20 protein-coding genes are annotated in these 26306 nt (G+C 40.4%); 15 read left to right on the top strand and 5 right to left on the bottom strand.

Translation table 11 applies throughout. The annotated features are described in order from the left end of the window. Positions 1–76: 76 nt before the first annotated feature. Positions 77–1465: an ATP-dependent RNA helicase DbpA gene (gene dbpA, locus A6E04_RS09770; RefSeq protein WP_017023519.1), complete on the bottom strand. Its 1389-nt coding sequence runs from the start codon at positions 1463–1465 to the stop codon at positions 77–79. Between the two features lie 236 nt (positions 1466–1701). On the opposite strand from dbpA, the gene A6E04_RS09765 reads away from it, so the two are divergent. Both A6E04_RS09765 and A6E04_RS09760 read left to right on the top strand, forming a co-directional pair. After that, a complete protein-coding gene (locus A6E04_RS09765) occupies positions 1702–3165 on the top strand; it encodes a sensor domain-containing diguanylate cyclase (protein ID WP_012551553.1) in 1464 nt (487 codons plus the stop codon). 74 nt (positions 3166–3239) lie between these two features. After that, a complete protein-coding gene (locus A6E04_RS09760) occupies positions 3240–3968 on the top strand; it encodes a siderophore ferric iron reductase (protein ID WP_065611135.1) in 729 nt (242 codons plus the stop codon). On the opposite strand, the gene A6E04_RS09755 is transcribed toward A6E04_RS09760, so the two are convergent. Beyond that, positions 3965–5182 carry an MFS transporter gene (locus tag A6E04_RS09755; protein WP_065611133.1) on the bottom strand — a complete coding sequence of 406 codons (1218 nt, stop codon included), beginning with the start codon at positions 5180–5182 and terminating at the stop codon, positions 3965–3967. The two genes, A6E04_RS09760 and A6E04_RS09755, sit on opposite strands and share 4 nt — an antisense overlap. 134 nt (positions 5183–5316) lie before the next feature. On the opposite strand from A6E04_RS09755, the gene A6E04_RS09750 reads away from it, so the two are divergent. The 11 genes from A6E04_RS09750 (at position 5317) to A6E04_RS09700 (ending at position 20715) form a co-directional block, all read left to right on the top strand. Beyond that, on the top strand, positions 5317–6084 hold the full coding sequence (locus A6E04_RS09750) for an ABC transporter ATP-binding protein (RefSeq protein WP_017023522.1): 768 nt from the start codon (positions 5317–5319) through the stop codon (positions 6082–6084). Between the two features lie 37 nt (positions 6085–6121). Continuing rightward, positions 6122–7012, top strand: a complete 891-nt coding sequence (locus A6E04_RS09745; RefSeq protein ID WP_065611131.1) for an ABC transporter substrate-binding protein — start codon at positions 6122–6124, stop codon at positions 7010–7012. Next, the gene (gene fhuB, locus A6E04_RS09740; protein WP_065611129.1) at positions 7012–9003 is read left to right on the top strand and encodes a Fe(3+)-hydroxamate ABC transporter permease FhuB; all 1992 of its coding nucleotides are present in this window, start codon (positions 7012–7014) and stop codon (positions 9001–9003) included. Before A6E04_RS09745 ends, fhuB begins: the two co-directional genes overlap by 1 nt. A gap of 180 nt (positions 9004–9183) precedes the next feature. Then, positions 9184–10959 carry an IucA/IucC family protein gene (locus A6E04_RS09735; RefSeq protein ID WP_065611127.1) on the top strand — a complete coding sequence of 592 codons (1776 nt, stop codon included), beginning with the start codon at positions 9184–9186 and terminating at the stop codon, positions 10957–10959. Next, positions 10952–11863: a GNAT family N-acetyltransferase gene (locus A6E04_RS09730; protein WP_065611126.1), complete on the top strand. Its 912-nt coding sequence runs from the start codon at positions 10952–10954 to the stop codon at positions 11861–11863. Before A6E04_RS09735 ends, A6E04_RS09730 begins: the two co-directional genes overlap by 8 nt. Beyond that, a complete protein-coding gene (locus A6E04_RS09725) occupies positions 11863–13626 on the top strand; it encodes an IucA/IucC family protein (RefSeq protein ID WP_065611124.1) in 1764 nt (587 codons plus the stop codon). Before A6E04_RS09730 ends, A6E04_RS09725 begins: the two co-directional genes overlap by 1 nt. Positions 13627–13638: 12 nt before the next feature. Then, positions 13639–14952, top strand: coding sequence for a lysine N(6)-hydroxylase/L-ornithine N(5)-oxygenase family protein (locus A6E04_RS09720; RefSeq protein ID WP_065611122.1), 1314 nt, complete (start codon positions 13639–13641; stop codon positions 14950–14952). 108 nt (positions 14953–15060) lie between these two features. Further along, positions 15061–17232 (top strand): TonB-dependent receptor, encoded by a 2172-nt coding sequence (locus A6E04_RS09715; protein WP_065611120.1) that lies wholly within the window; start codon positions 15061–15063, stop codon positions 17230–17232. A gap of 191 nt (positions 17233–17423) precedes the next feature. Beyond that, entirely contained in the window at positions 17424–18347 is a 924-nt protein-coding gene (locus A6E04_RS09710) for an SPFH domain-containing protein (protein ID WP_023602643.1), read from the top strand. A 9-nt stretch (positions 18348–18356) separates the two neighbouring features. Then, a complete protein-coding gene (locus A6E04_RS09705; protein WP_012551643.1) occupies positions 18357–18809 on the top strand; it encodes an NfeD family protein in 453 nt (150 codons plus the stop codon). A gap of 280 nt (positions 18810–19089) precedes the next feature. Then, positions 19090–20715, top strand: a complete 1626-nt coding sequence (locus A6E04_RS09700; RefSeq protein WP_065611118.1) for a methyl-accepting chemotaxis protein — start codon at positions 19090–19092, stop codon at positions 20713–20715. A 100-nt stretch (positions 20716–20815) separates the two neighbouring features. Here the strand turns inward: A6E04_RS09700 and A6E04_RS09695 are convergent, their stop codons facing one another. Both A6E04_RS09695 and tesA read right to left on the bottom strand, forming a co-directional pair. Then, positions 20816–21694 (bottom strand): NAD(P)-dependent oxidoreductase, encoded by an 879-nt coding sequence (locus A6E04_RS09695; RefSeq protein ID WP_017023532.1) that lies wholly within the window; start codon positions 21692–21694, stop codon positions 20816–20818. A 48-nt stretch (positions 21695–21742) separates the two neighbouring features. Beyond that, a complete protein-coding gene (gene tesA / locus A6E04_RS09690) occupies positions 21743–22357 on the bottom strand; it encodes a multifunctional acyl-CoA thioesterase I/protease I/lysophospholipase L1 (RefSeq protein WP_065611116.1) in 615 nt (204 codons plus the stop codon). Between the two features lie 209 nt (positions 22358–22566). On the opposite strand from tesA, the gene A6E04_RS09685 reads away from it, so the two are divergent. After that, positions 22567–23241, top strand: a complete 675-nt coding sequence (locus A6E04_RS09685; RefSeq protein ID WP_017023534.1) for an ABC transporter ATP-binding protein — start codon at positions 22567–22569, stop codon at positions 23239–23241. Further along, on the top strand, positions 23241–25688 hold the full coding sequence (locus A6E04_RS09680; protein WP_065611114.1) for an ABC transporter permease: 2448 nt from the start codon (positions 23241–23243) through the stop codon (positions 25686–25688). The genes A6E04_RS09685 and A6E04_RS09680 overlap by 1 nt, the downstream gene beginning before the upstream one ends. 65 nt (positions 25689–25753) lie before the next feature. Here A6E04_RS09680 and A6E04_RS09675 read toward each other — a convergent pair whose 3' ends face one another. Further along, complete coding sequence (locus A6E04_RS09675; RefSeq protein WP_065611112.1) at positions 25754–26236, bottom strand: hypothetical protein; 483 nt, start codon at positions 26234–26236, stop codon at positions 25754–25756. Positions 26237–26306: the final 70 nt, after the last annotated feature.

The raw sequence follows: 26306 nt of genomic DNA, 5'->3' as shown, positions 1-26306 counted from the left end.
TCGGCCTTTTTTGTATGTAACGTCAGCTAAGCGATTTATCACGTTAGCTGATGTTACTCTTTATTTGTATGTGGCATTAACCGCGCATGCGGCTTACACGGAACGTACGGCCTTTCATTTTGCCTGTTTCTAGTTTCTGTAGTGCAGCCTTTGCAATTGAAGTATGAACAGCAACATAAGCATGGAAATCAAATACATTGATTTTACCTACTTGCTTGCCATCAACACCGTCTTTACCGGTAAGTGCACCAAGAATGTCGCCTGGGCGTAATTTGTTTTTCTTACCGCCGTCGATCCAAAGCGTGATCATTTCAGGGAAATGAGGTTGTTCGCTTAGGTGATCTTCGCTAGGTAATGGCTCATCATTAAGAGTTAAGCTCATGTAATCTTCGATTTGAGCAAAGCTGTTTGTTTCTTTATTGTTGAACAAGCTTAATGCGATGCCTTTTTTACCAGCACGGCCAGTACGACCGATACGGTGAACGTGAACTTCAGGATCACGAGACAACTCAAAGTTGATCACTGCATCTAGAGAGTCAATATCAAGACCACGAGCCGCAACGTCGGTTGCAACTAGGATAGAGGTACTCTTGTTAGCAAAACGAACCAATGCTTTATCACGATCACGTTGCTCTAAATCACCGTGAAGTGCTGTCACACTGAAATCGAAATGACGAAGTTCATCAGCGACTTCTTGAGTAACACGTTTTGTATTACAGAAGATAACCGTTGATTCAGGACGGTGCTTAAGCAATAAGATTTGAAGTGCTTTTAAACGGTCTTCAAAATCGTCGACTTTGTAGAAGTGTTGTGTAATCGACGTTTCTTCCGTTTTATCTTCTGCTTTCGTCATGATTGGGTTATTCATGATGCGATCGGCAATTGATTTAATTTGCGGTGGGAACGTTGCACTGAACAATAAGTTTTGACGTTTAGCTGGTGCGTGATCCAATACTAGGTCAATCGCGTCTTGGAAGCCCATTTCTAGCATGCGGTCCGCTTCATCCAATACGAACGTATTTAGATTGTCTAGGTTTAAATAACCTTTACGAAGATGCTCTTCAACACGACCAGGGGTACCCACAATAATGTGTGCACCGTGCTCAAGCGATCCAATTTGTGGACCAAATGGAACACCACCACATAAAGTCAGTACTTTAATGTTATGGATAGAACGAGCAAGTTTTCGGATTTCTACCGCAACTTGGTCAGCCAATTCACGTGTTGGACATAATACTAATGATTGAACACGAAAACGCTTTACGTCTAAGTTCGCAAGTAAGCCAAGACCAAATGCTGCTGTTTTACCTGACCCTGTTTTTCCTTGGGCAATGACATCTTTCCCTTCCAACATGAATGGTAAGCTTTGAGCTTGAATTGGGGTCATCTCTGTATAGCCTAAAGTGTCTAGGTTTTGCAGAAGAGATGGGTTCAGATTAAGTGATGAGAAAGATGTTTGGTTCAAGGTGATTTCCTATAAAACAAGTAGGGGTAAAGTAATAATTACCTAGTGGATGGGAGAGTAATAAGAAGAGGGCTAAAAAGCAAGGGAGATCACATTTTATGTCGCTATAAAAAAATCAACTGTATAAGATTCATTACTTTAGAAAGGCTTAAAATTTGGCCATTGATTTTACAAATTATTATCCTATGTTATATTCCCGCTTGAAATGGAATGGCTGTCACAAAAATAGGAAAGGTATGAGGAAGAGAAGTGCATTTTTTTATAGCTCATTGATCATTGGATTTCTTATTTTTTTCCTTTCTGCATCCTATATTTATAGCGCGTATCAAAGTGACCGCAACCGAGTGATTGATCGTTTGCAATTTAATGCCAGTTTTGTTGATTTGTGGCTGACTAAATCTTTCCATGATTCGTCTTTAGTCTTAAAGGATATGGTTGAGGACCTTTCTTCTGGAGGGCTTCATTCTGCTGATCGAAATAATGAAAAATATCAGCAAGAACTTGATTACCTTAGAGAAAAAGAAGATGCACTGCCTAACGCTATTTTAGCTTTTATTATTGATGAGAATTGTATATTAACGCACAGTAAAACACTGAGTGGCGTTGATGTTTCTCGACGCGAGTATTGCCGGGTTTTTAAGAAAAACAAAGAAAGAACCGAGGTTGTTACTCTGCCTTTAGTCGATCTGGCTGGCCGAGATGTCGTTATTCAAGGCCACAAAATAACCAATGTAAATAACGACTTTTTAGGTATGGTGGGTATTTCGACGAATTTAAGTTTTTTTAATTCGACCATCCGTCATTTGGAATTGCCTTCATCAACAGGGCTCGCGATTTTAAGTTCTAATCTTAAGTTGTTGTCAGCAGTGCCAAAAGGAAGTGAAATTATTGGAAAAAGGCTTAATGTGTCAAAAATCAAACCAGAGGTGTTTGAAACGCTGTATAAAAATGGCGAAGTGGTGTTCAGTTCTGACATATACAACGATGGCACTATTGATACGATTTATGCTCGTAAAATTAAAGATTTGCCTTTCATTATTGTGGTCACCAAGCAGCAAGATTATTGGCGAACCATTGTGTCTTTATCGTTGCTGAGTATTGTGGGCTGTTTTTTCGTCATTATTGCGCTTCTTATGTTTAATTTACATTATGTGAAACGAACAAAAGAACAAAAAGAAAAATACTCCGAGTTAGCGTATAACGATTACCTGACAGGGGTGAATAATCGCCGCTCGTTTGACCTAAAGGGTTCTCAAGTGCTTGCGACTTATCGCCGTAATCGAAAACCATTTTCAATTATTATGTGTGATATTGATAATTTTAAAGAATACAACGATAAGTACGGCCATGAAGTGGGGGATACGATGATCACCTCATTTGCTGAAGCGTGTTTAGCTAACTTGCGTGATTCTGATATTTTAGGCCGTTTTGGCGGCGATGAATTTGTCATTTTGCTTCCAGAACAAAGTCATGAGCAGGCGCATTTTGTTGCTCAAAAGCTGCAAGCGGTGATCCGCAAGATTGCGGTGCCAATTGAAAATATCGAATTAAGTATGACGTGCAGCATGGGCATAAGCACGATCACGGATCCAAAAGTAACGATTCCTGAACTTCTTAGTATTGCCGATGATCGATTGTATGACGCTAAAAAATCGGGACGAGATTGTGTAAAGTGTGATGCAATAGTTAAATCTAATTGATAATCGTTTGCATTATTGCGGTAGGGTGATTATTCTAGCTGCCCTTAAGTTAGTTGGTGTTATGTAGTTCCGCTATGCAGAATAATGAATATTTCGAATCACTGTTTACCCTTTCTAAGCAAGTTACGCCTTATTTATCAGGCCAAGTAGCGGATATCGTGTTATCAGACAGCAACACCGATATTCATATTTCTCATGATAATAGTGAGGTTATTAAAGCGCTTTATGATCGTTTATCAGAAAGCTCAAAAGAAGCCGGTAATGCCTATTGGTTAACGCGCACGTGGGATTTATTGTGTTGGCAACCTATCTACCTTGCTTTCATTTCTGTTTATCAACTTAATGCTATTCCTGATTTCAAAAACATGAGCCAATCGGTCCAGTCTGATTTTATTGCGGGATTTACTTTTCATAACGTCGATCTTACGTTTGGTTCGAGTGATGAGATCATCCCGTTAATAGGAACACAATTAAGCTCATTATTTACGTCATATCGTGAAAGTATGTCTGAATGGACTCGTATTCGCCCCGGCTTTACAAATCACCTTATTGCCGATGGTTTACTCAATTGCATTACCAAACTTCAAGTACATCAACCAACACTATCCAATGAGTATTTATTAGCACAAGCGTTGTTATGGTTAAATGCGTTTGGATTACCAAGTAAGCATTTGGCGAGCTTGAAAGTAGACTTACTAACAAATCAATTAAAATTAGTACGTACGAGTTGTTGCCTTGTTTACAAATGTGAGGGTCGTAAATTATGTGAAGATTGTCCTCGTCATCCAAATAATAAACGCTAATAGGACGATTTTGTGACTTCAGCTATTTGAGGTTTCATAAAAGCAATAGCCATTATCCCTCCTGAAAATAAAACACAAATATAAATTGGATACAGCGGCGACAGTGTCGATGTATAAGCCAATAGCGAAGCAAAGCCATAGCCCAACGTATGTGACATGGAAATGTAACCAGCAACCGCACCTGGATTGCTTGGATCCATCGATGTGGCTTTAGATGTGTATGCGGGCACTAATAAGGCTGCACCACAGGCACTGAGTGCCATCGCGAATCCCAATGTCCAAAGGTTGGAGATTAAGAAGGTGAAAAATCCGGCCAACAAAAATAAAGATCCCAACCGATACATTGTTGAAAGCTGAAGCTTCTTCTTTTTGATGACTAATATCTGTGTGATTAACGTGATAGCGGCACTGATGGTAAGTAATAGGCCAATGGCGTCACTGATTTTATCTGTTGGCCAATCGGTAATGCTTTTTATCAAAGGAGAAAAGCTGTATTGCAATAAAGCAATGGTTAAGCAAAGAGATAAACCGGTGAGTAAATACGGAGCAAGAGTGAGGCTTGGAATTAACGGACGTTTTGTTGTGAGCGTGCCTTCTGGTTTATTTTCTCGATGAGGGGTTGGTAACCACAACGCGCCTAATAGTGCGAGAAAGGGGAATACAACCATCATGACAAGCGGAGCAAAAGGCCCCGTTTTTAATAAAATAATCGATAATATAGGGCCAACCAGTCGCCCTAAACTCAATCCTATACTGACGGAGGTAATGGCTTTTAATCGGTTGTTTTGTCCGCATAAAAGGATGGCCCAATGTTGACTTGCTGGTACCATTCCTGCCACGGTACAACCATAGATAAGTCGAGCGACAATGAGACCAATTAACCAGTAGTGAGCCAAGTCAGGGTAACCATTACTTAAAAAGGCGAAAGTAAGTAGAAGTAGAAAGCTGATACTCATTCCTGCGAGCGCTTGAAATACAACGCCTTTAGGGCCATTTTTATCGCTGTATCGTCCCCAAAATGGCGCGGCGGGTAAGAAAAGAAAACTACCAATAGCAATAACAATAGACCAGGTTGGTAGAGAGAAAGCGGAATGCGTAACTAAAAAAGGCAAAGAAACGAGTAATCCATTTTGACCAATTCCCATCAAGGCGGCAATTAAGCCAATCATCGTGAGTTGGAGAGTGGTTTGTTTTCTTTTGTTAAAAAGAGGCATTCTAATTTCCGGCTTTAATTTACGAGTGGTTCACATCCTACGTACATTTCATGCGAATAAAAACAATTATCATTACTATTTCTTTGTGTTAAAGTTCTTTCCATCATTCATGGACCGATTATCTAGCTCATCTCATGTATCAACTTGTCGATGCGTCGTTTGAAATTGACGGAAAAACTATCCTTTACCCCACGAATTTGCTTTTTCCTAAAGGCAAAGTGACCACCTTACTGGGTCATAATGGCTGTGGTAAATCTACTTTGATTAAGCTACTTAGCCGTCACCATAACCCGACGACAGGAACGGTGTTATTTGATGAAAAAGCCGCGAGTCATTTCTCTCCCCAAGAGTTTGCGCTTAATGTCGCTTATCTTCCTCAGCACCCTCCAATCACTGATGGTGTAACAGTGCGTGAGCTTGTGTGTTTTGGCCGTTATCCATGGAAAGGCGCATTTGGTCGTTACACCAAAGCTGACTACCAGTTGGTTGATGAAGCCATCGAGAAAGTGAGCCTCACTTCATTCAACGATCGTTTTGTTGCCACATTGTCTGGTGGAGAGCGGCAAAGAGCGTGGGTTGCGATGTTATTGGCCCAACAGAGTCATTGTATTTTATTGGATGAACCCACCTCTGCGTTGGATGTTGCCCATCAATATGAACTGTTAGCGTTGATCCGAGAATTGAATACGACATTAGGCTTAACTGTGATCATGGTTTTACATGATGTCAATATGGCGGCTAAATTTAGCGATCATTTAATTGCATTACATTCGGGTAAAGTCATCGCGCAAGGTTCTCCTGATGCGTTAATGACCAGTGAAACATTGCAGCGGATCTATGGCATGGAGTTGGCGTTATTTTCACATCCTGAAACAGGTCAACCGATCAGTTATATCCCTTAAGTTCCAACAATATAAAAAGAACCGCAAGGAAAGCAACATGAACAAACTCATTGGCTTTATCATTCTATTTTTTATTTCTTCTGTCCAAGCGATGGAAATCAAGCATGAACTGGGTACGACTCAATTTACGGAAACGCCTAAAAAAGTGGTGGTGTTAGATTGGGCATTAACGGAAACCGTACTTAGCTTAGGGATTGTCCCGTTAGGTGCTGCCGATGTAGAAGGCTACCAAACGTGGGTGATGGAACCAGAGCTCAATCGATCTGTTATGGATGTAGGATCAAGAAGAGAGCCTAATTTAGAATTAATGACGGAATTAAACCCTGATGTGATTTTGATAAATCAACATATGTCTGCGATGTATGAGAAATTAAATGCCATTGCGCCTACATTGGTGTACACCATTTACAATGATAAAAAGGCACCGTTGTCTTCAGCAAAAGACATTACGACTCAATTGGGCGTCTTATTTAATAAAGAAAAGCAGTCGGCTAAAGTGATAGCAGTAACAGAACAACGATTGCTTGCTAATGGAGATAACGTTCATCGTCTTCAATCTAACAGTAAGCCGTTTTTGTTTCTCCGTTTTGTTAATGATAAAACGGTTCGAATTCACAGTGAGGGATCGCTGACCCAAGATACGATTGATGCGATGGGGTTAGTTAACGCATGGCATGAACCGACTAATATGTGGGGGTTTACCACCGCAGGTGTCGAAAAGTTAGCGCAGTATCAACAATCCAATGTGTTGATTTTTGGACCTCTAAAAGAGACGGAAAGAAAACAATTAACTCACTCTGCATTATGGCAAGCGATGGCATTTACTCGTACCGATTCGGTTTATGAGCTGCCTGCTATTTGGACGTTTGGTGGCTTGATTTCAGCTCAACGTTTCAGTGATCATATTACTCAGCAGTTAACTCAATAATGGTCGTTAATGAGGTTGAAAAACCACAAGGGATAGTATTACGTCTCAGTCTTTTTATTTTTGTGGTGGTGGTTGTTGTTTTAGGATTGTTGCAATGGACCGCTCCTTATTCACAAGGTTTGAATTTATTGTGGCAAACGATCGCGCATTATGATTCTGCTAATTACCAACATTTAATTACCCATCTTACTTATCTTCCACGTCTTGTTATTGCTGTGTTATGCGGTTTTTCTTTAGCTGTGGCTGGTTGTGTTATGCAGTTTGTCTTACGTAATCCTATTGCTTCACCCACCACACTGGGTGTTGCGGCGGGGGCTGAACTCGGCATGGTATTGGGTATTTTATTTCTTCCCGTTAACAGTGTCATTAATGGGTTTATTCCTGCGTTTTTAGGAGGAGGAATTGCGACTTGTATTGTTTTTTTATTGTCAGCCAGACGCGGCTTTTCTCCGGTTCATATGGTTCTGGCGGGAATGGTAATAAGCCTGTTTTTTGGTTCTTTAAATACCATGTTATTACTGTTAAATGAGCAACAGTTAGCCAGTGTTTTTGTTTGGGGAGCAGGGACGCTAAATCAAAATGATTGGTCGAGTGTAACGGCACTGATCCCCCTTATTACTGTCCCTATTATTGCGATATTAGTACTTTCTAAGCCATTATCGACGCTGCAATTAGGAGACAGTGTGGCGTCTTCAATTGGCGTGAATGTTAAGCATATAAAGGTTATTTCACTGACGTTGGCGATATTTATTACCGCAGCGGTGGTCAGTGAAGTCGGATTGATTGGCTTTGTTGGTATTGTCGCACCGGCGATTGCTCGTATGTTTGGTGCTCGTAAGTTAACGGTTCAAATCTTGAGTAGTGGGGCCGTCGGAAGTGTCATGTTGTTGTTTTCTGATTTGATCATTCAACTTTTTTCTGGCGTTGGTGGGGAGCTATTACCGACAGGCGCAATGACCGCCTTGCTTGGGGCCCCGTTTCTTCTTTGGTTATTAAACAAAAATGCATTTCAATCTGATATGAAAGCCAGAGAAAGTACTCAAATTAATTATCAACATCGAACGCTATACTCCGTGTTGATGCCACTCTGCTTTTTTATTGTTGTGTTGTTTTTTGTCGCTTTATTGCTGGGAAAAGGACAAAACGGGTGGCTATTGTCGTTGAACCCTTCGGTTTTAGAGCTTCGACTTCCACGAGTGTTGGTGTCTTTTCTTGCCGGGATAGGTCTGGCGATTGCGGGGACGGTGATTCAACGTGTTTCGACCAACCCAATGGCAAGCCCTGAAATTTTAGGCATCAGTTCTGGGGCGGCATTAGCTTTAGTGTTAGGGGCGGTATTTGGTATTGCCGTAGAAAGGCACGAGCAAATGTTACTGGGTACGCTTGGCGCCGCATCAGTGACGGCTATTATCTGGTTGATGGGACGAAAACAAAATTTTTCCCCTACACAAATGCTATTAACTGGCATTGCGCTTAGCGCCGGTTTAGATGCCTTTTTACGTATAGCAATGTCATCCGGGCAAGACAATATAATGGCGCTATTAACATGGCTTTCAGGGTCGACGTATTTAGTGAGTATGGGGGATGTGTCTCTACTGGGGGCAGGGGTTGTCATATTCGGTCTGTTAGCACTGTGCAGCCATCGATGGTTAGATATTATTGGCCTAGGAGAGACAACATCACACAGCGTCGGTTTGTCTTGTCGACGAGTTAGGTTGTATTTATTACTCCTTGTTGCGGCATTGACGACCTTATGTACGATCATTATTGGTCCCCTCAGTTTTATTGGTTTATTGGCACCTCATATGGCACGTTCACTTCATCAATATCGAGCGTCTCACCAATTGTTAACTGCCAGTTTAATCGGTGGCAGTTTACTGGTTTTTGCTGATTGGGTGGGAAGAACGGTGTGGTTTCCATGGCAGTTCCCGGCGGGGTTATTGGCATCGTTAATTGGTGGGGCGTATTTCTTGTATCTTATGAGGAAATAACGATTTTTACTTACTTATTGATAAATAACATATTTATTTTCTTTAGGTACATTTTTAAATGCTAGGACATTTAGTTCTATAAAAGAAGCTTTTATTTTATAAATTCAGTAAAAAGTAGTTGATCTATTAATTGAGAATCATTAGCATTCGTATTTGTTATTTAAAAACAATGGAAATGTTATGAAAACTAATGGTGAATTGGACAGCATAATAAACAGTGGTAATGATGTGCCTGCGGCATGTTTCCTGAATTCTTTAGCAAGAGAATGCTCGGCAATTCAAATTGTAGAGGATCAATATGATGCTTATTATCTTATCCCCCTAAGTGGTGGGCATGAAATTCAAATACCACTTAATTATGTCTCTTCAGTTGGTTTACATGAATATTGTTTTCCTGCTGTTTTGTATGGAGATGAAGCGACTACGTTAGGCTTTGAGCAAGTATTGTTACGAGTCTTAGAGCAACCTGCATTGGTTGGTATTATTTCTAAAGAACAAAAAGCGATCTTTTTAGAGCGGGTGACAGAGAGTTATACAAATACGTACGTTGGGGTGAGCAGAAGCCCTTATGCGGAGAGGTTATTTTCCCAATCACTTAATTTTCAGCAAGCAGAGCAAGGTTTACTTATCGGCCATTCATTCCATCCTGCACCTAAAAGCAGAGAGCAATTTACGGATGAGGATGCAAAAACCTATTCACCAGAACTTGGTGGTCAATTTCAACTGTGTTGGTTGGCGGTAAATCAATCCATTCTTATCTCTGGTTCATCTGGGGAGCAAACCGCTCAAGAGCGATTAGATGAATTAGTCTTTCAAGATCGCGCGTTATTCATCGATCTTAGTTGTGCGCTAAAAAAAGAAGAAACCGTCTTTCCTGTTCATCCATGGCAATGGAAGGTTCTGCAAGAGAGAGGGGATATTCAGGCGTATTTAAATGAAGGCTTAATTCGAGAGCTAGGCGCTTTTGGCTCGACGTGGTATCCAACCTCATCGACGCGTTCTCTTTATTCTCCGTCACTTCCTTATATGCTTAAGTTTTCACTCAGCGTTAAGCTGACAAATTCAATTCGTAATTTATCTCTTAAAGAAGTGGTTCGTGGAACACGGTTAAATCAGTTATTTAATGACACCGACATAAGTCAAGAATTAGGCAATAAGCAAGGCTTTCAAGTGATGCAAGAACCAAGTTATTTAGGGTTAATGACTAAAGAAGGGCAAGTGATAGACGAGAGTCTTGTGGCGTTTCGTGAAAATCCATTAAATACTAAGCCTGAAGAAGAAGCGGTAGTGCTGGCAACGTTAACTCAGCAGAATCCTTATGGTGGTGAAAGCCTATTAGCAAAAAGAATAAAGCAATACGCTGAGTCGAGTAAATTAAACTTATCGTTAGTTGCTCAGGAATGGTTCAGTGCGTATTGCCAATATGCAGTAGTGCCTTTGTTTACTCTTCAGGCGAATTACGGCGTTGTCTTTTTAGCTCATCAGCAGAATATTGTTATGCAGTTAAAAAAAGGGTTTCCTATTGGAATGTATTATCGAGATTGCCAAGGCACAGGGTATACGGATCTTGCATTTGAACGCTTTCCTGAAGCCCTAAATCAAACTAAGCAAGATATTGAAAACTATTGGAATGATGAGAAAGTTCGACGTTATTTTGCGTATTATTTAGTTATAAACTCAACCTTTAATGTGATCGCATCCATCGCGGCTTATTGTGACGTGAGCGAAAAAACATTAATGAAAGAGCTTCGTAAACAATTAGAAATATTGAGAGATAAGGGGGTTAACGATCCCCAGTGTTTAGATTATGTTTTAGACAGCGATGCCTTGTGTTGTAAAGGAAATTTCTACTGTTATTTACAGAACATGAATGAGAATTCAATCCTTGATCCTGCTGTGATCTACTTTGATTTACCTAATCCATTAGTTCATGTAAAGGATGCTATGAATGTTTAATTATACGACGTTAATTCTGAATCTAGATCTTAAGCCAACAATGAGTTTTACCTTGTCGACACAAGATATTGAAGAGCAATCGGTTATTACTCAATGCCTTCAAGAAATTGATCATGTATTCAGTCATCATAAAATGATTGATGTACTCCATATTGCCTCTGATGTTCCTGATGTGTTAGCTCAGTATTTACCGGCTATCTATCAATGTCATTTATCACGCCAAGGATTTTATCAATACACAAAGCCTTGGCATTTACACACGGCATCAACGTTATTTCCATTGATGGAAGTACAATCGTTGCCGCAATATCGCCATCATCCTTTACGTCCTGAAACGCCAAAAGGCAAAGTGTATCAACGCTATGATCATGATGCTGATGTTGAGATTAGCTTTAGAGTGTTTGATATTGAAAAAGACATGGATCGTCTCACAACGTGGATGAATGATCCTAGAGTTGCTCATTTCTGGGAGCAAGCGTGGAGTAAGGAAAAACTGACGGATTTTGCTCAAGAACGTCTTAATGATGATCATATTATGCCATTAATTGGTGAGTTTAACGGCAAACCTTTTGGTTATGTCGAAGCGTATTGGGTCAGTGAAGACAGATTAAGTCCGTATTTTGATGTGCAACCGTACGATCGTGGTATTCATCTTTTAGTCGGCGAATCGGAGTTTCGAGGTGCGCATTATTTTAATTGTTGGATGAGAGCGATCAGCCATTATCTGTTTATTGATGATGCGAGAACTCAACGAATCGTATTAGAGCCAAGAGCGGATAATCAACGCTTATTTACTCGTATTCAAGAGGTGGGTTACCGCAAGTGTTTTGAATTTAATTTCCCTCATAAACGTTCGGCATTAATGATGCTTGAACGAGACGCTTTTTTTACGGAGCAATGGTAATGGATCAAATTGCATTGCATTCTCATTGGTCAAGTGCAAACCGTAAAATGGTGGCGAAACTAATCAGTGAATTAGCTTACGAGCAGGCGTTTAAGATTGAAGAGAATCCTACTGATTTGTCATTAACACTGACCGAAAATATTCATTACCATTTTTCAGGTAAACGCAATATTTGGGGACAAGTGGTGATAGAGCCGAGTTCATTAATTCGTAAAGATGAAAATGGGTTGGATTCTGATATTTTAGCGACGCAATTTATGCGTGACGTTCAGAGCTTGATTGGCATGAGCGACGATGCGTTAGCGGAGCATTTTGAAGATTTGAATGCGACCTTATTGGGTGATTGCAAATTGGCCTTACGTAAAGAAAATTGGTCAGCCAAAGAGCTGGCGTTTTTGTCTTGCGAACAACAACAGCTTTTCTTTGATGGGCACCCAAAATTTGCGTTTAATAAAGGTCGCCGAGGTTGGGGGAGTGATGATCTTGCTTTGTATGCGCCAGAAGCAGATCGTTCATTTCAACTTAATTGGGTTGCGGTGCATCATTCTATTTTAGAGAAAGCGACAAGTGAAGAAGTGGATTGGAAGCAGTTGGTTCTTTCTGCGGTAAGTGATAATGAATTGCATAATATGGAGGCGGTCTTATCGTCTTTTAATCTTGATATCAGTGACTATACTTTTGTGCCTGTTCACCCTTGGCAGTGGCATCAGAAGTTGTCGATTCTTTTTGTTCGAGAAATGGCCGAGAAAACCCTCATTTATTTAGGTGAGTTTGGCGATGAGTTCTTGCCTCAGCTGTCTATTCGTACACTCAGCAACATGACAAGACCGAACAGTTATGACATTAAATTGCCTTTAACTATAATGAATACCTCATGTTATCGAGGTATTCCTGGGCGTTATATATTAGCAGGGCCTATTGCCTCAGATTGGCTTGATTCTGTATTCAAAACAGACCCGTTATTTGTCGAGAAACATGCCGAAATACTGCAAGAACCGGCGGCTGGGTTTGTCGCTCAAGCCGATTATAAATCCTTAATCAATGCCCCTTATCGCTATCATGAATTATTAGGTGTGATATGGCGAGAGTCCGCACAATCTAAACTTGCGACAAGTGAAACGGCGATATTAATGGCTGCGCTCATGGAATCGGATGTTGATGGTGTTCCTCTTATTTCTGAATACATCAGCGCCTCAAGGCTTTCGACAGAAGCGTGGCTTAATAAGTTATTTGATGCCGTAGTCATCCCTTTTTATCATTTGCTTTGTAAATATGGGGTGTCGCTAATTGCTCACGGACAAAATGTGACATTAGTAATGGAGAATTCACACCCGAAACGTATTTTGTTAAAAGATTTTCAAGGAGATATGCGTTTAGTTGACCGTGATATTTCAGAGCAAGAAACGCTCAATGAAATGGTTAAAAATGTGACCGTTAAATTGCCTGAAGAGTTGATTATTCATGATTTACAAACAGGACATTTTGTTACCGTGTTGCGTTTTATTTCGCCGTTGGTTGAAAAGCTAGGGCTACCTGAAATGGATTTTTATCAGTTACTCGCATTACGTATAAAAGCGTATATGCAAACGAACCCTGAATACCAAGACCGATTTGAACGGTTGGATCTGTTTGAACCAAGGATCTTACGTATCGGCCTTAATTTAGCCAAGTTTAGACACAGTACGGATTCTAGCGCTTCTCGTATGCTTCCAGATATGGACGATAAAGTAGATAACCCGTTATACCTGGCTATTAATCAATAACAATAATATTAAATGGAGAATAATAATATGAACGTCAAATTGGATTTGGCAGGTATAGGCGTTGGTCCGTTTAACCTGAGTGTTGCGTCGCTTTTAGAACCAAAAACACAAATTAAAGCGACGTTTTTTGAAAGCCGAGCGTCGTTTGCGTGGCATCCGGGTTTATTACTGGATAACACCAATATGCAAACGATGTATCTAAAAGACTTAGTCAGTGCGGTTTATCCTGAAAGTCCGTATTCCTTTCTGTCTTACTTGGTTAAAAACAAAAAGTTTTATCGTTTTTTATCGGCAGAATTGGGTTGTATTAGTCGTCATGAATTTTCAGATTATTTATCTTGGGTTGCACAACAACTGAGTAATGTTCAGTTTTCTACGACGGTGGAAAATATTGAATTTAATGGGGATGCGTTTGAGATACAAACCACAAACGGAACCTATGAAGCTAAGAATTTATGTATAGGCACTGGCAAAGTTCCTTTTGTGCCTGAATGTGCTATTCCTCATATTGGGCCTAAGGTATTTCATGCCGCTGAAATGGGATTAAGAGATCGCGATTTTACCGGTAAGCGGGTCATGATTGTAGGGGGCGGTCAAAGTGGTGCGGATATATTTTTAAATGTGTTACGTGAAAAATGGGGAAAAGTATCGTCACTAGATTGGGTATCACGTCGTTCTAATTTTCAACCATTAGATGAAGCGTCATTCACCAATGAGTTCTTTACGCCTGATTATGTTAACGCCTTTGTGCAATTGAACCCGCAAGTGAAACATTCTGAAATTACGGCTCAAAAATTAACATCCGATGGCATTACGCAATTGGCGTTGCTCGATATTTATCGTGAGTTATACCATCGTTTTGATGTGATGAAAGAAGACAAATGGGTACGTTTATTGCCTCACCGTACGATGAATGAATTACAGCAAACCGCGTCTGGATTTTCATTAAATATACATAATGCCTTAAGCCAACAAGCCGAAGTTCATCACGCCGATATTGTGATTTTAGCGACTGGGTTTAAATCGCCTTACCCTGCATGTTTGAATTCAATCCTTCCTTTATTAGAGTTAGATGATCAAGGTCGTTATCAATTGACTCCTGATTTTGAATTGAAATGGAAAGGCAGTAATACAAATAAAATATTTGCTGTGAATGCCGGTATGCACAGTCATGGTATTGCAGAGCCTCAACTCAGTTTAATGGCGTGGCGAAGTGCCAGTATTATTAATCGATTATCAGAAGAAGAGTTATACGACATTCGATCGGGTGAAGGAATGATTGAATGGATTTCAGCATCGACTATTAATGATCTTGTTGAAGTGTAGCTGAGTCATTAAACCAAGTGTTTTTTTATCAAAAATAAATAGTTGAATACGGATTTTTATCATTCGTATTTATTTAAGTGCAATATAAATATAAAAAAGAGAACAGAAATGAACGCTAAAAAAGGGAATTATCCGCTCACATTGGTTGCTATCGCAGTGGCATCAGCAACGACGTTTGTTACGTTATCGGCTCAAGCTGAGGACTATTCTTCAACAGAAGAAACGATGGTGGTGGTGTCGAGCCGTACACCAAAGGCGATCAGTGAAATTCCAGGAACGGTTTGGTTTGTGGATTCAGAGCAAATCGAACAGGAATACCGTGGTGGTAAAACATTAGGCGAGATCTTATCTGCGACCATTCCATCTTTGGATGTGAGCAGTGGCGCAAGAACGAATTATGGTCAAAATTTACGTGGCCGTGCCATGTTGGTGATGATTGATGGGGTATCGCTTCAATCCTCTCGTCCTATTAGCCGTCAATTGGATTCGATAGACCCATTTAATATCGAACGAATTGAGGTTCTTTCCGGCTCTACGTCCATTTATGGCGCAGGGGCGACGGGAGGGGTGATTAATATTATTACCAAGAAAGCAGACAGTGATGAATTGCAATTTGAAAGTTACGTAAGCGGTTCTTCTGGTTTGAATGGAGGGGATGACTTTGATTATAAAGTTGCACAATCTGTTTCTGGAGGAAGCGACAATGTATCCGCTCGTGTTTCTGCTGTTTATACCGAAACTCAAGGCTATTTTGATGCAGATGGCGACATTATTACACCTGATATATCCCAAGGTTCTCTGCAATATAACAAAACTATCGATTTGCAAAGTACGGTTGGTGTGACGATATCGGACACTAAAAACATTAACTTCTTAGCGCAATACTATGATAGCCAACAAGACTCTCCTTATGGTTTATACATTGTGAATGGTGATTTTGTTGATGTAAGGAAAGGGTTTGAATCTGATCGTCAGCACGGCACAGAACGGATCATGTTAAGTGCGGCTTATAATGATTCTGCGTTTTTGGGTCAGCAACTAATGGTAGAAGCGTCGTATCGTAAAGAAGATCAAACTTATACCCCGTATTACCAAGGTGCATCACAACAAACGACGGACGTATTCTCGTTAAAAACCGCTCTAGCTAAGTCGTTTGGTAAAGTGAACTTGGTTTATGGTGTGGATGCTTATATGGATAAGTTTGACAGTAATCAGGCCTTATTTGATCCAACAATCGCAAATAATTCGGGTAACTTAGTGAATAAAACGTACGCTGAAGTTGGTCGTTATCCGGGGGTTGAGGTTGGTTCTGTTGCTGGTTTTATTCAAGCGGATTTCAATATCACAGAGGATTGGTCTATTGAAGGGGGTTACCGCTACCAACACATGAACAATAAGGTCGATGATTTTGTTGATTATAAAATTCAAAAGAAAATTGCAGCAGGTAAGGGATCATCGGCTGATGCGGTTCCGGGTGGCGAAACCAGTTATTCTGTGGGTTTATTTAACCTTGGTACCATTTATAAGCTGACTTCTGATTCACAAGTATGGGCGAATTTCTCTCAAGGCTTCGATCTTGCTGATCCGGCAAAGTATTACGGTCAAGGCAGTTATGGCGCCGCAGATGCTAATGGGCATTATGCGCTTCAAAACAGCATTAACGTATCTGATTCTAAGATGTCAGGGATAAAAACCAACAGTTATGAAATTGGATTTAGAACAGAGCAAGATGCGTTGAGCTTCCAAACTGCCGCGTATTATTCTCAATCGGACAAGTCGGTCAAATACAATAAAAATACGTTATTAATTGAAGATGTCGATAATAAGAAACGCGTATATGGAGCAGAAGCGTTGGTGTCTTATTGGGTAATGGATAACCTTCAAGTGGGTGCGTCAGGTCATTATGTTATTTCTGAATTACAAACAGACGGCAAGTGGGATGATTTGAGCGCAGGCGAGGCAAGTACATCAAAAGCCAATTCGTGGATTGGTTGGTATGAATCAGATCTTGCTCTTAAAGTACAAAGCCAAACGATGTTTGATTATGAAGATGCAAAAGACAATAAATTGTCTGGCTACACGGTACTGGATTTAGTCGGCAGTTATGAGTTACCCGTGGGTAGTCTTGGATTTGGTATTCAAAACCTATTAAATAATGACTATACAACGGCATGGGGACAACGTGCTCAAATTTTATATTCTAGTCACTACGATGCAGCGGCTTATGATTATAAAGGCAGAGGACGTACTTATACGCTGAATTACCAAGTGAAATATTAATATTTAACGGTTATTAACGTTATACAAATATCAATAAGACTATTTCGATGAAGTAGTCTTATTTTTTATTAATAACTGCCTAGTGCATCCATACATTTATGTTAATAATTAGGTATGATTGAAAATAATCATTTTTATTTATAAAACATAGATATATTTAGAAAATTATCAATTAAATAGGGAAGAAAATAATGGCATATGACACGTTAATAACCATTGGTGTACTGGTTTTTGTAGTTCTGGTATTAATCGCACTTGGTGTAAAAACCGTACCTCAAGGCCACAATTGGACGGTAGAACGATTTGGTCGATACACGCAAACATTACAACCGGGCCTAAATTTAATCATCCCATTTATTGATAACATTGGACAACGAATCAATATGATGGAGCAGGTTCTTGATATTCCAGCTCAAGAAGTGATCTCAAAAGACAATGCAAACGTTACTATTGATGCGGTGTGTTTTGTTCAAGTCGTCGATGCAGCAAAAGCGGCTTATGAAGTGAGCGATTTGCAACACGCAATTCGTAATTTAACATTAACCAATATGCGTACTGTTCTAGGTTCGATGGAATTAGATGAAATGCTAAGCCAACGAGACATGATTAACGTGAAACTATTGGCCATTGTTGATGCAGCAACAAACCCTTGGGGTGTCAAAGTTACTCGTATCGAAATTAAAGATGTTCAGCCACCAGCGGATCTTACGGCGGCAATGAATGCACAAATGAAGGCCGAGCGTCATAAGCGTGCCGATGTACTAGAAGCTGAGGGTAAGCGTCAAGCTGAGATTTTAAAAGCAGAAGGTCACAAACAAGGTGAGATCTTAAAAGCTGAAGGTGACAAACAAGCCGCTATTCTACAAGCCGAAGCGCGTGAGCGTGCAGCAGAAGCCGAAGCTAATGCAACAAGAATGGTATCAGAGGCAATTTCTCAAGGTGATATGCAAGCTGTGAATTACTTCATTGCTCAAGGATACACTGAGGCGCTAAAATCAATAGGGCAAGCTGAGAACAGTAAGATCATTATGCTGCCTTTAGAGGCGTCAGGTTTAATGGGCTCAATTGCGGGTATTGCTGAGATGTTTAAAGTGGACAAAGAGGGTCCTAAATAGGAGTTCATGATGGAATTTTTTGAACAAATGAATCATTGGCATTGGTTAACGTTAGGGTTATTACTGCTTGCTGGTGAGTTGCTAGGAACGGCGGGTTACTTTCTTTGGATTGGTTTATCTGCGGTAACGGTTGGTATTTTATATTCATTTATTCCAATGAGTTGGCAGTTACAATGGGTTAGTTTTTCTGTTTTTTCACTGTTTTCAACGTGGTTATGGTGGCGTTATCAACATAAAAAAGACATTAAATCGGACTCTACACGGCAGTTGAATCAAAAAGACAAACAATTATTGGGACAAATAACACGTTTAGATGACGATGTGCTTGCCGGGAATTGTCGAATTAAGCTAGGCGATACGACATGGTCGGCAAAAAGTTTTGAAAATATTTCAAAGGGAACCATGGTTTGTGTCGTGTCTGTTGACGGTATTATTTTGACGATTGAACCCGTTAAAGACTGATTTAACAATGTTATAAATTAAGTGGCTATTGAATTGCGATAATAAGTAATTCAATAGCCACTTTTTTTACGCTTTAAATGTAAGTAATGAAATGTACTGCAATTTGATTCACATTTTACCGTGTTCATTAACATTTTGAGTGGTGTTAAAATATATGACTTTTGATCTTTTTTATTTTATTTTGTCGCGATCCTGCCGATAAACATAATTACAAGAAACATTAATTCGGCGTACGCACTCATGGATGAGTTATAAACATTATTTAAGGTTGTAAAACATCATGAGTTACAAAAATTTAGCAGTAAGAACCAAAATTGCCGTTGTATTTTCAGCAATTGGTTTAGTGATGATAGCGTTTGCTATTTTCTTGTTACAAGAGTTGAAAAACGTAGAAGATACGGTAGTAAACTTTACGGACTCTACGGTACCAAGTTTACTTTCGGTTGAAGATATTAATTTTGAAATGAACACGCTGCGTCGAAATCAATACGCAGCACTAACCTACCCTAAAAATCTACTTCCAGGACTGATTACTTCTCTAAAAGAACAAGAGAGAAATGTTGAGAAATTAATTGCGGCGTATGGCGCAACGGTTGTTAGCGATGGTGAACAAAGAGTTTTTGATCGCGTGAACAACAGCTGGAAAGCTTATATGGCTCCACTTGAACCTTTCCTTGCTCAAGTCAGTGCAGATAACAGAGCGGAAGCACAGAAGAACTTACTAGGTTCATTCAAAGAGTTTCAAGATGTTGGTGTTGCAATGGACGGATTATTGAAATTAAACTTAACGTTTGTTACAGATAATCGCGTATCTATGATGGGGAGTATTGCGAACGTATCTACCATTACAAAAGTCTCTTTCTCTGCACTAATCGCCTTCATGATTTTTATTACGTTCTTCTTGGCTCGTCAAATCTGTCGTCCATTGAACCTTGTTGTAGAGCAATCAAAAGCAATTGCTTCTGGTGATTTAACATTCCAACTTCAACGTGATGAAATTGGAAATGATGAATTGGGTGCATTAGCCGATACGAATATTGAAATGCAAAGCCAGTTACGTATTCTTATTGAAGACACAATTTCTGCAGTAACTCAGCTTTCTGCAGCAGTAGAAGAAATGAGTGCGATTTCAGAGCAATCGTCTCGTGGCATGCAACAACAACAATCTGATATTACAACGGTAGCGGCAGCTATGGAGCAGATGAAAGCAACGGTTGCAGAAGTGGCAAATAACACAGAAACGGCGTCTACATCAGCATTAGAAGCATCGGAAGAAGCAAAACAAGGTAACCAAGACGTTCAATCAAATATCGAGCAGATTCAAATTGTATCTCGTGATATTGAACAAGCCGGTGAATTGGTTGAAGAGTTAGAGCGTGAATCAAATAACATCAGTGTTGTGGTTGAAGTGATCCGTGGAATTGCCGATCAAACGAACCTATTGGCATTAAACGCCGCAATTGAAGCCGCGCGTGCGGGTGAGCAAGGGCGTGGTTTTGCTGTTGTTGCAGATGAAGTTCGTTCTCTTGCAGGTCGTACTCAAGCATCAACCAGTGAAATTGTCGATATCATTGAGAAGCTACAAGCAAGTGCTGCTCACGCGAAGATCGCAACGGATCAAAGTTGTTCTAAAATTCGTATCTGTGTAGAGCAAAGTGTTCAAACGGGTCAATCAATTCAAATGATTGAAGAAACCATGATGAAAGTTGCTGATACGGGGATTCAAATTGCAAGTGCATGTAGTGAGCAAGATTCGGTAACCGAAGAGCTTGGTCGTAACATTCAAAGCATGAGTTTGTCTGCAAGTGAAGTGGCACTAGGTGCTGACCAAACCGCGCAATCAAGTGTTGAATTAGCGCAATTGGCGTCAACACTTCAACAATCATTGTCTCGTTTTAAAGTATAAGTAACACACTTGCTTTAACTATTAGGTATAAAAAAAGGAGATCATGAGATCTCCTTTTTATTGTTTGTCTCTTAGTGAACATCAGAGATAGGACGTAAAGTTATACTCTTTCTTTAATCGCTTTGATTAATACAGAGGTATCCATTCGGCCTAAGCCTTGCTCTTGTAACCCTTGGTATTCTTTATCTACTTCTTCTGTTAGTGGAAGTGAAATACCGTGTGTCTTTGCTTCATCTAAGCAAATGCCTAAATCTTTTCTCATCCAATCAATCGCAAAACCAAAATCGAATTTATCTTGTGCCATTGTGCTTGCGCGATTTTCCATCTGCCATGAACCTGCCGCGCCGTGTTTCAGAGTATCAACCACTAAATCGATATCTAAATTGGCTTTTTCGGCAAGAATAAGGGCTTCACTTAACCCTTTCAATACGCCAGCAATACAGATTTGGTTTGCCATCTTACAACGTTGACCTTGGCCATTTTCACCCAGTAACGTCACTGATTTTGCAAAGCTTTGGATCACCGGTTTTGCGGTAGCGAAGGTATGTTCATCTCCCCCACACATTACCGTTAATGCTCCGTTTTCAGCGCCAGCTTGGCCACCAGAAACGGGAGCATCAATAAACGTATTGCCCTGTGCTTCGCAGGCTTTTGCTAATTCAACCGCTAGCGTTGCAGAGGTTGTGGTGTTATCGACTAAAATAGCGCCCGGCTTTAAGCCTGCTAATACGCCATCTTCGCCATAAATGACACTGCGAACATCGTCATCATTACCGACACAAACAAAAACGATGTCTGAGCCTTGAGAGGCTTCTCGTGGAGTCGCTGCTGATTGTCCTTGATTATCTTCTGCCCACTGTTTTGCTTTTGCTTCAGTGCGGTTATAAACTGTGGTTGAGAAACCTGCATTTTTTAGATGGCGAGCCATTGGGTAGCCCATTACGCCTAAGCCAATGAAGCTAACATTGATCTGTTCCATTAATACTTTCTCCGTAGATTCTAAAACTGTTACTTTTTATTTTATTGCTTATAAGTAAGGGGATAATTCTTTTGCCATGAATTCAGCAATCCAAGGTTGAGCCTCTGGCGTTGGGTGTAAGCCGTCTTTCATTATCCACTCTGGCTTAATGATGACATGCTCTAAGAAAAAAGGAACCAAAGGAATGTCATGTTTTTCACTGATCTTAGGATAAAGTGAACCAAACGCTTGGCTATAACGTTTACCATAGTTAGGCGGTACTTGGATTTGCATCAATAGCGGTTGGGCATTTGAGGCGTTAATCAGTTTAATTAATTGCTCTAGATTTGAATTAATTTTTTGTGGCGGAAAACCACGTAAGCCATCGTTTGCACCTAATTCAATTAATACGACATCAGGGCTATGTTGCGTTAATAACGCGGGAAGTCGATCTAATCCATTGCCCGTCGTATCGCCAGAGATACTGCCATTAATTACCGTCGTATCTTTATTTAAAGTGGCTAATTGTGTTGGTAATAATGAAGGCCAACTTTGCTCAATCGGCATATTATAACCGGCGCTCAAGCTGTCGCCTAAAATCAATAACGTTTGGCTATAGGCGTTTTTAAAAGGCAGAAAAACGCTGGATATAAGTAAGAAAGAGAAAGTAAAAAAACGGCGCATGGTCATCCTTGAAATAATGAAGGTGGATTGAGGTAACAATGAAAAAGTTAGCGACACTTTGCAACCTTTATTTAAGCGTAAAGCAAAGAAAAAGAATTTAGTAACATTTGGTTAAAGAAGTGTAAATGAGTTTGCTCACGGTCGAGTGCTTAGGTATACAATGCAAACATAGCATTCAAATAATAAAAATAGACTCAAAGGATATGAATATGACATCAGCAATTACTGTTAACGGCGTGAGTAAATCCGTTATTTCGAATGAGACCGAACTGACTATTTTAAATGACATTTCCTTTGATGTCCTTTCTGGCCAAAGTATTGCCATCGTGGGCACCTCAGGGGCAGGAAAATCGACATTAATGACCTTATTGGCTGGGCTTGATGTCCCAAGCTCTGGTGAAATTGAATTATTAGGCCAAAAGCTATCAACGTTAGACGATGAAGAACGTGCGAAAATTCGCAGTGAATCTATTGGTTTTGTTTTTCAAAGCTTTTTACTTATCCCTTCGTTAACTGCCCTTGAAAATGTCACGTTACCTGCGATTTTACGCGGTGAAGGGGAAGATATTATTAAAGCAAAACAGCTATTAGATTCTGTCGGTCTTTCTGGTAGAGAAACCCATTTGCCTTCTCAACTGTCTGGTGGTGAGCAGCAACGTGTGGCACTGGCCCGTGCGTTTATGACTCAGCCCCGTATTTTATTTGCGGATGAACCAACAGGAAACCTAGATCAGCAAACGGCTGAAAATGTCATTGAGTTGTTGTTTGATATGAATCAGAAACACGGCACAACATTAGTCCTAATCACGCATGACTCTAAACTTGCAGAACGATGTGACCGAACATTAACGATTAATGCAGGTTGCATTAAGGAAGTGTCGTAATGGGAATAAATCAAGCGTCGCAGCAAGGAAAAAAATCAGGCAATAAAATGGTGTTACGCTGGAGTTGGCGTGAGATTTGGCAAGGTCAGTTATGGCCGGTGATGGCGGCGTTAACCTTAATTGTTGCGTGTGTGGTTGCCTTGTCTGCCTTGGCTATCCGTGTTGAAAAAGTCATGACAGAACAAGGTCGTTCTATGATGGCGGCTGATTTAGTATTCAGCTCGGCTAACCCAACCCCCGAGTTTATTTTGCAACAAGCGCATGACCAAAATTTAGTTTTATCTTCTCAAGTGCGCTTTCAAACCATGGCATTCAGTGATACAGGAATGCAATTGGTCAGTGTAAAGGCCGTTGAAAGTAATTACCCACTTCGCGGTGAGCTTTTATTGAATGGGGCTAACAATGAAATACATACTCACGTTCAACAAGGTGAAGTATGGATTGCAGATCGTCTTTTATCATTACTCGAACTTAATATTGGAGATATGATAGCTATTGGGGATGCAGAGTTGCCAATCAGTGGTGTAATTGAATCTGAACCTGAGTTAGCGTTTAACCCATTCAGAACCATGCCAAGTGTGTTTATTCATCAATCTGATCTTGATAAAACCGGTGCAATTCAACTTGGCAGCCGTGTTCAATATCGAACCTTATTTAAAGGCGAAGATAGTGCGATATCGTTACTGCAAAGTGATTATGAATTAGAGGCAGGAGAGCGGTGGATAAGCGAAGAAACACAAGGTCGAACGGCTGATTTAATGCAAAAAGCCAAACAGTATTTATCATTAACTATTTTGATGGTGATATTAATGGCATCCGTGACCTTGGTATTAACCTGCCAACATTATGCGACCAGCCGTGCTAATACCGTAGCTATGCTAAAAAGCATGGGTGCAAGTAAGCAATGGTTGAAGCGTTGGTTATTAAGCCAAGTAGGGCTGATGTTCTTTACTGGTGTGGTGGCGGGCTCTCTTATTGGTCTTGGGCTAGAGTTATTATTACGCATCCCATTGGCGGGGATCTTACCTGAGGATCTACCAAGTTATGGTTGGCAACCATTTGTATTTGGCTCTGTGGTCGCGTTATTTATTGGTTTACCTGCATTGGGCATCCCTCTATTACGTTTATTAGATACCCCTGCGATTGCGGTTCTTCAATCTCAAACAATCAATCGTTCTAAAAAGGGTTTATGGCTTGTTGCTGTTCCAATCGTTGCCTTTTTATTGATGTATGGCACTAACAGTTTAGTCTGGATGGTCTCTGTCGGCTTAGTGGTGTTGTTTATTTTACTCGCTGGCATTAGCTATGGTTTAGTGCATTTATTTGGTCGCTTTAAGTGGGGCCCTGCCATGACATTAGCGCTTAGCCGTATTAAGCGTTCGCCAAAAAACAGCATGATGCAATTGGCTGCGTTGTCTGGCTCGTTGATGTTAGTTGCGGTGATTTGGTTAGTAAGAACCGATTTGTTGGGTGACTGGCAACAAACGCTTCCGCCAGATGCACCAAACGTATTTGCGATGAACATTGCCCCTTATGAGCAACAAGAGTATTTGCAAAAATTAGATAATGAAAAGCTAGACCGCTCAGAAGGGTATCCGATTGTTCGTGGTCGTCTTACTGACATTAACGGCGAAAGTACCAAAGAGAAAATGAAAGGGGAAGGACAAGGCTCTGAAGCATTACGACGTGAGATAAACTTTACGTGGCGTGATGCGTTACCCATTCATAATGAAGTGACTGCGGGTGAGTGGACGACTTCGAATGGGGTTTCTGTAGAACAAGATGTTGCCAATGACTTGAATATTCAAATTGGAGATACGTTGAGTTTCTCAGTGAATAGTCAGCCTTTTTCTGCGGTGGTTAATTCAATTCGAGTGGTGGATTGGCAGAGCATGAAACCGAACTTCTATTTTATCTTCACACCGGATGTGATTGCTGATTTACCCGCCACTTGGTTAGTGAGTTTTAAAATAGATGACAATGAAAATACGTTATTGAATCAACTGGCTCGTGATTACCCAACCGTGAGTTTATTGGATTTTAGAACCATGGGTGGAAAGATCCAAGCCATGCTTGCGCAAATTACGTGGTCGTTAAGTGTATTGGCAGGCTTAGGTGTGGTGAGTGGCGTATTATTGATATTCACTTTGCTTCGTTTGAGTTTGTATCAACGTCAACGTGAAATTACCCTTTATCGAACGCTTGGGGCAAGCCGTCAGCGTATTAGTCAGACGTTATGGAGTGAATACGGGGTAATGGCACTAGCCGCAGGTTTTGTTGCTGTGATGGGCGCAGAGGCGATTGTCTTTAGCTTAGTGAAGTGGGGCTTTAAACTTGAGCCAACAGTGCACATAGGCATGTGGATTCTGCTGCCATTACTCGCAATGATGATTGTATTTATGAGTTTGGTAAGTGTGATTAAGCAGTTATTGAAACCGTTGAAATAAGTTAGACCTCTAGCCCTTTTATTGTGAATGCAGTAACAGGGCTTTTTTATTAGGGATCATATTGATTAAAATAGAGAATCAAACCAACGATCTAGCGTTTCAACATCATTTCTATTTCCATTAATGATGACCAATTGGCTTTTCTTCGCGTCATCCCACGATAATGTTTTTGTTGCCAGTGCATCTAGCACATCAAGTTCTGTGATTAGCAGCAAATCTTCTTTTTCAGGCAAGGTTTCTCTGCCAGTAATATTGATGCTTTGCTCAAGCGTGACCTTGCTGTAATGCCCTTTGATTGCTTCAAATAGATTAAAATTTATTTGGTGATCATTTGGTTTGGCTAACGCTGATTTAATGGAGAGCAATTGAAAGTGCTCGGGTTTATTGGCATTACCAAAGGTATTATTTTTTCTTACCTCAATGATTTCTGCAAATACATCTAATGAACCCGGCTCGGTAACTAAGCTAAACCCTGTATCTTGGTGCAGCCCACAAGCAAAACTCAGTGAAGAAACAAATGCCAAAAGTAAGGTGAACTTTTTAATCATAGGTATGGCTCCTTACATAAAATTAAGGGGACTAATGTTGATCCCCTTCTTAGGTTGTTGGACGCTAACT

The organism is Aliivibrio logei, assembly GCF_001691055.1.
GTDB classification, from domain to species: domain Bacteria; phylum Pseudomonadota; class Gammaproteobacteria; order Enterobacterales; family Vibrionaceae; genus Aliivibrio; species Aliivibrio salmonicida.
This window is presented reverse-complemented; position numbering and strand designations above follow the sequence as displayed.

What these genes read in the sequence shown, in the direction of transcription:
- A6E04_RS09765 (WP_012551553.1), top strand. Translation starts at nt 1,702, where the DNA reads ATGAGGAAGAGAAGTGCATTTTTTTATAGCTCATTGATCATTGGATTT.
- A6E04_RS09760 (WP_065611135.1), top strand. Translation starts at nt 3,240, where the DNA reads ATGCAGAATAATGAATATTTCGAATCACTGTTTACCCTTTCTAAGCAA.
- A6E04_RS09755 (WP_065611133.1), bottom strand. Translation starts at nt 5,182, where the DNA reads ATGCCTCTTTTTAACAAAAGAAAACAAACCACTCTCCAACTCACGATG.
- A6E04_RS09750 (WP_017023522.1), top strand. Translation starts at nt 5,317, where the DNA reads ATGTATCAACTTGTCGATGCGTCGTTTGAAATTGACGGAAAAACTATC.
- A6E04_RS09745 (WP_065611131.1), top strand. Translation starts at nt 6,122, where the DNA reads ATGAACAAACTCATTGGCTTTATCATTCTATTTTTTATTTCTTCTGTC.
- fhuB (WP_065611129.1), top strand. Translation starts at nt 7,012, where the DNA reads ATGGTCGTTAATGAGGTTGAAAAACCACAAGGGATAGTATTACGTCTC.
- A6E04_RS09735 (WP_065611127.1), top strand. Translation starts at nt 9,184, where the DNA reads ATGAAAACTAATGGTGAATTGGACAGCATAATAAACAGTGGTAATGAT.
- A6E04_RS09730 (WP_065611126.1), top strand. Translation starts at nt 10,952, where the DNA reads ATGTTTAATTATACGACGTTAATTCTGAATCTAGATCTTAAGCCAACA.
- A6E04_RS09725 (WP_065611124.1), top strand. Translation starts at nt 11,863, where the DNA reads ATGGATCAAATTGCATTGCATTCTCATTGGTCAAGTGCAAACCGTAAA.
- A6E04_RS09720 (WP_065611122.1), top strand. Translation starts at nt 13,639, where the DNA reads ATGGAGAATAATAATATGAACGTCAAATTGGATTTGGCAGGTATAGGC.
- A6E04_RS09715 (WP_065611120.1), top strand. Translation starts at nt 15,061, where the DNA reads ATGAACGCTAAAAAAGGGAATTATCCGCTCACATTGGTTGCTATCGCA.
- A6E04_RS09710 (WP_023602643.1), top strand. Translation starts at nt 17,424, where the DNA reads ATGGCATATGACACGTTAATAACCATTGGTGTACTGGTTTTTGTAGTT.
- A6E04_RS09705 (WP_012551643.1), top strand. Translation starts at nt 18,357, where the DNA reads ATGGAATTTTTTGAACAAATGAATCATTGGCATTGGTTAACGTTAGGG.
- A6E04_RS09700 (WP_065611118.1), top strand. Translation starts at nt 19,090, where the DNA reads ATGAGTTACAAAAATTTAGCAGTAAGAACCAAAATTGCCGTTGTATTT.
- A6E04_RS09695 (WP_017023532.1), bottom strand. Translation starts at nt 21,694, where the DNA reads ATGGAACAGATCAATGTTAGCTTCATTGGCTTAGGCGTAATGGGCTAC.
- tesA (WP_065611116.1), bottom strand. Translation starts at nt 22,357, where the DNA reads ATGCGCCGTTTTTTTACTTTCTCTTTCTTACTTATATCCAGCGTTTTT.
- A6E04_RS09685 (WP_017023534.1), top strand. Translation starts at nt 22,567, where the DNA reads ATGACATCAGCAATTACTGTTAACGGCGTGAGTAAATCCGTTATTTCG.
- A6E04_RS09680 (WP_065611114.1), top strand. Translation starts at nt 23,241, where the DNA reads ATGGGAATAAATCAAGCGTCGCAGCAAGGAAAAAAATCAGGCAATAAA.
- A6E04_RS09675 (WP_065611112.1), bottom strand. Translation starts at nt 26,236, where the DNA reads ATGATTAAAAAGTTCACCTTACTTTTGGCATTTGTTTCTTCACTGAGT.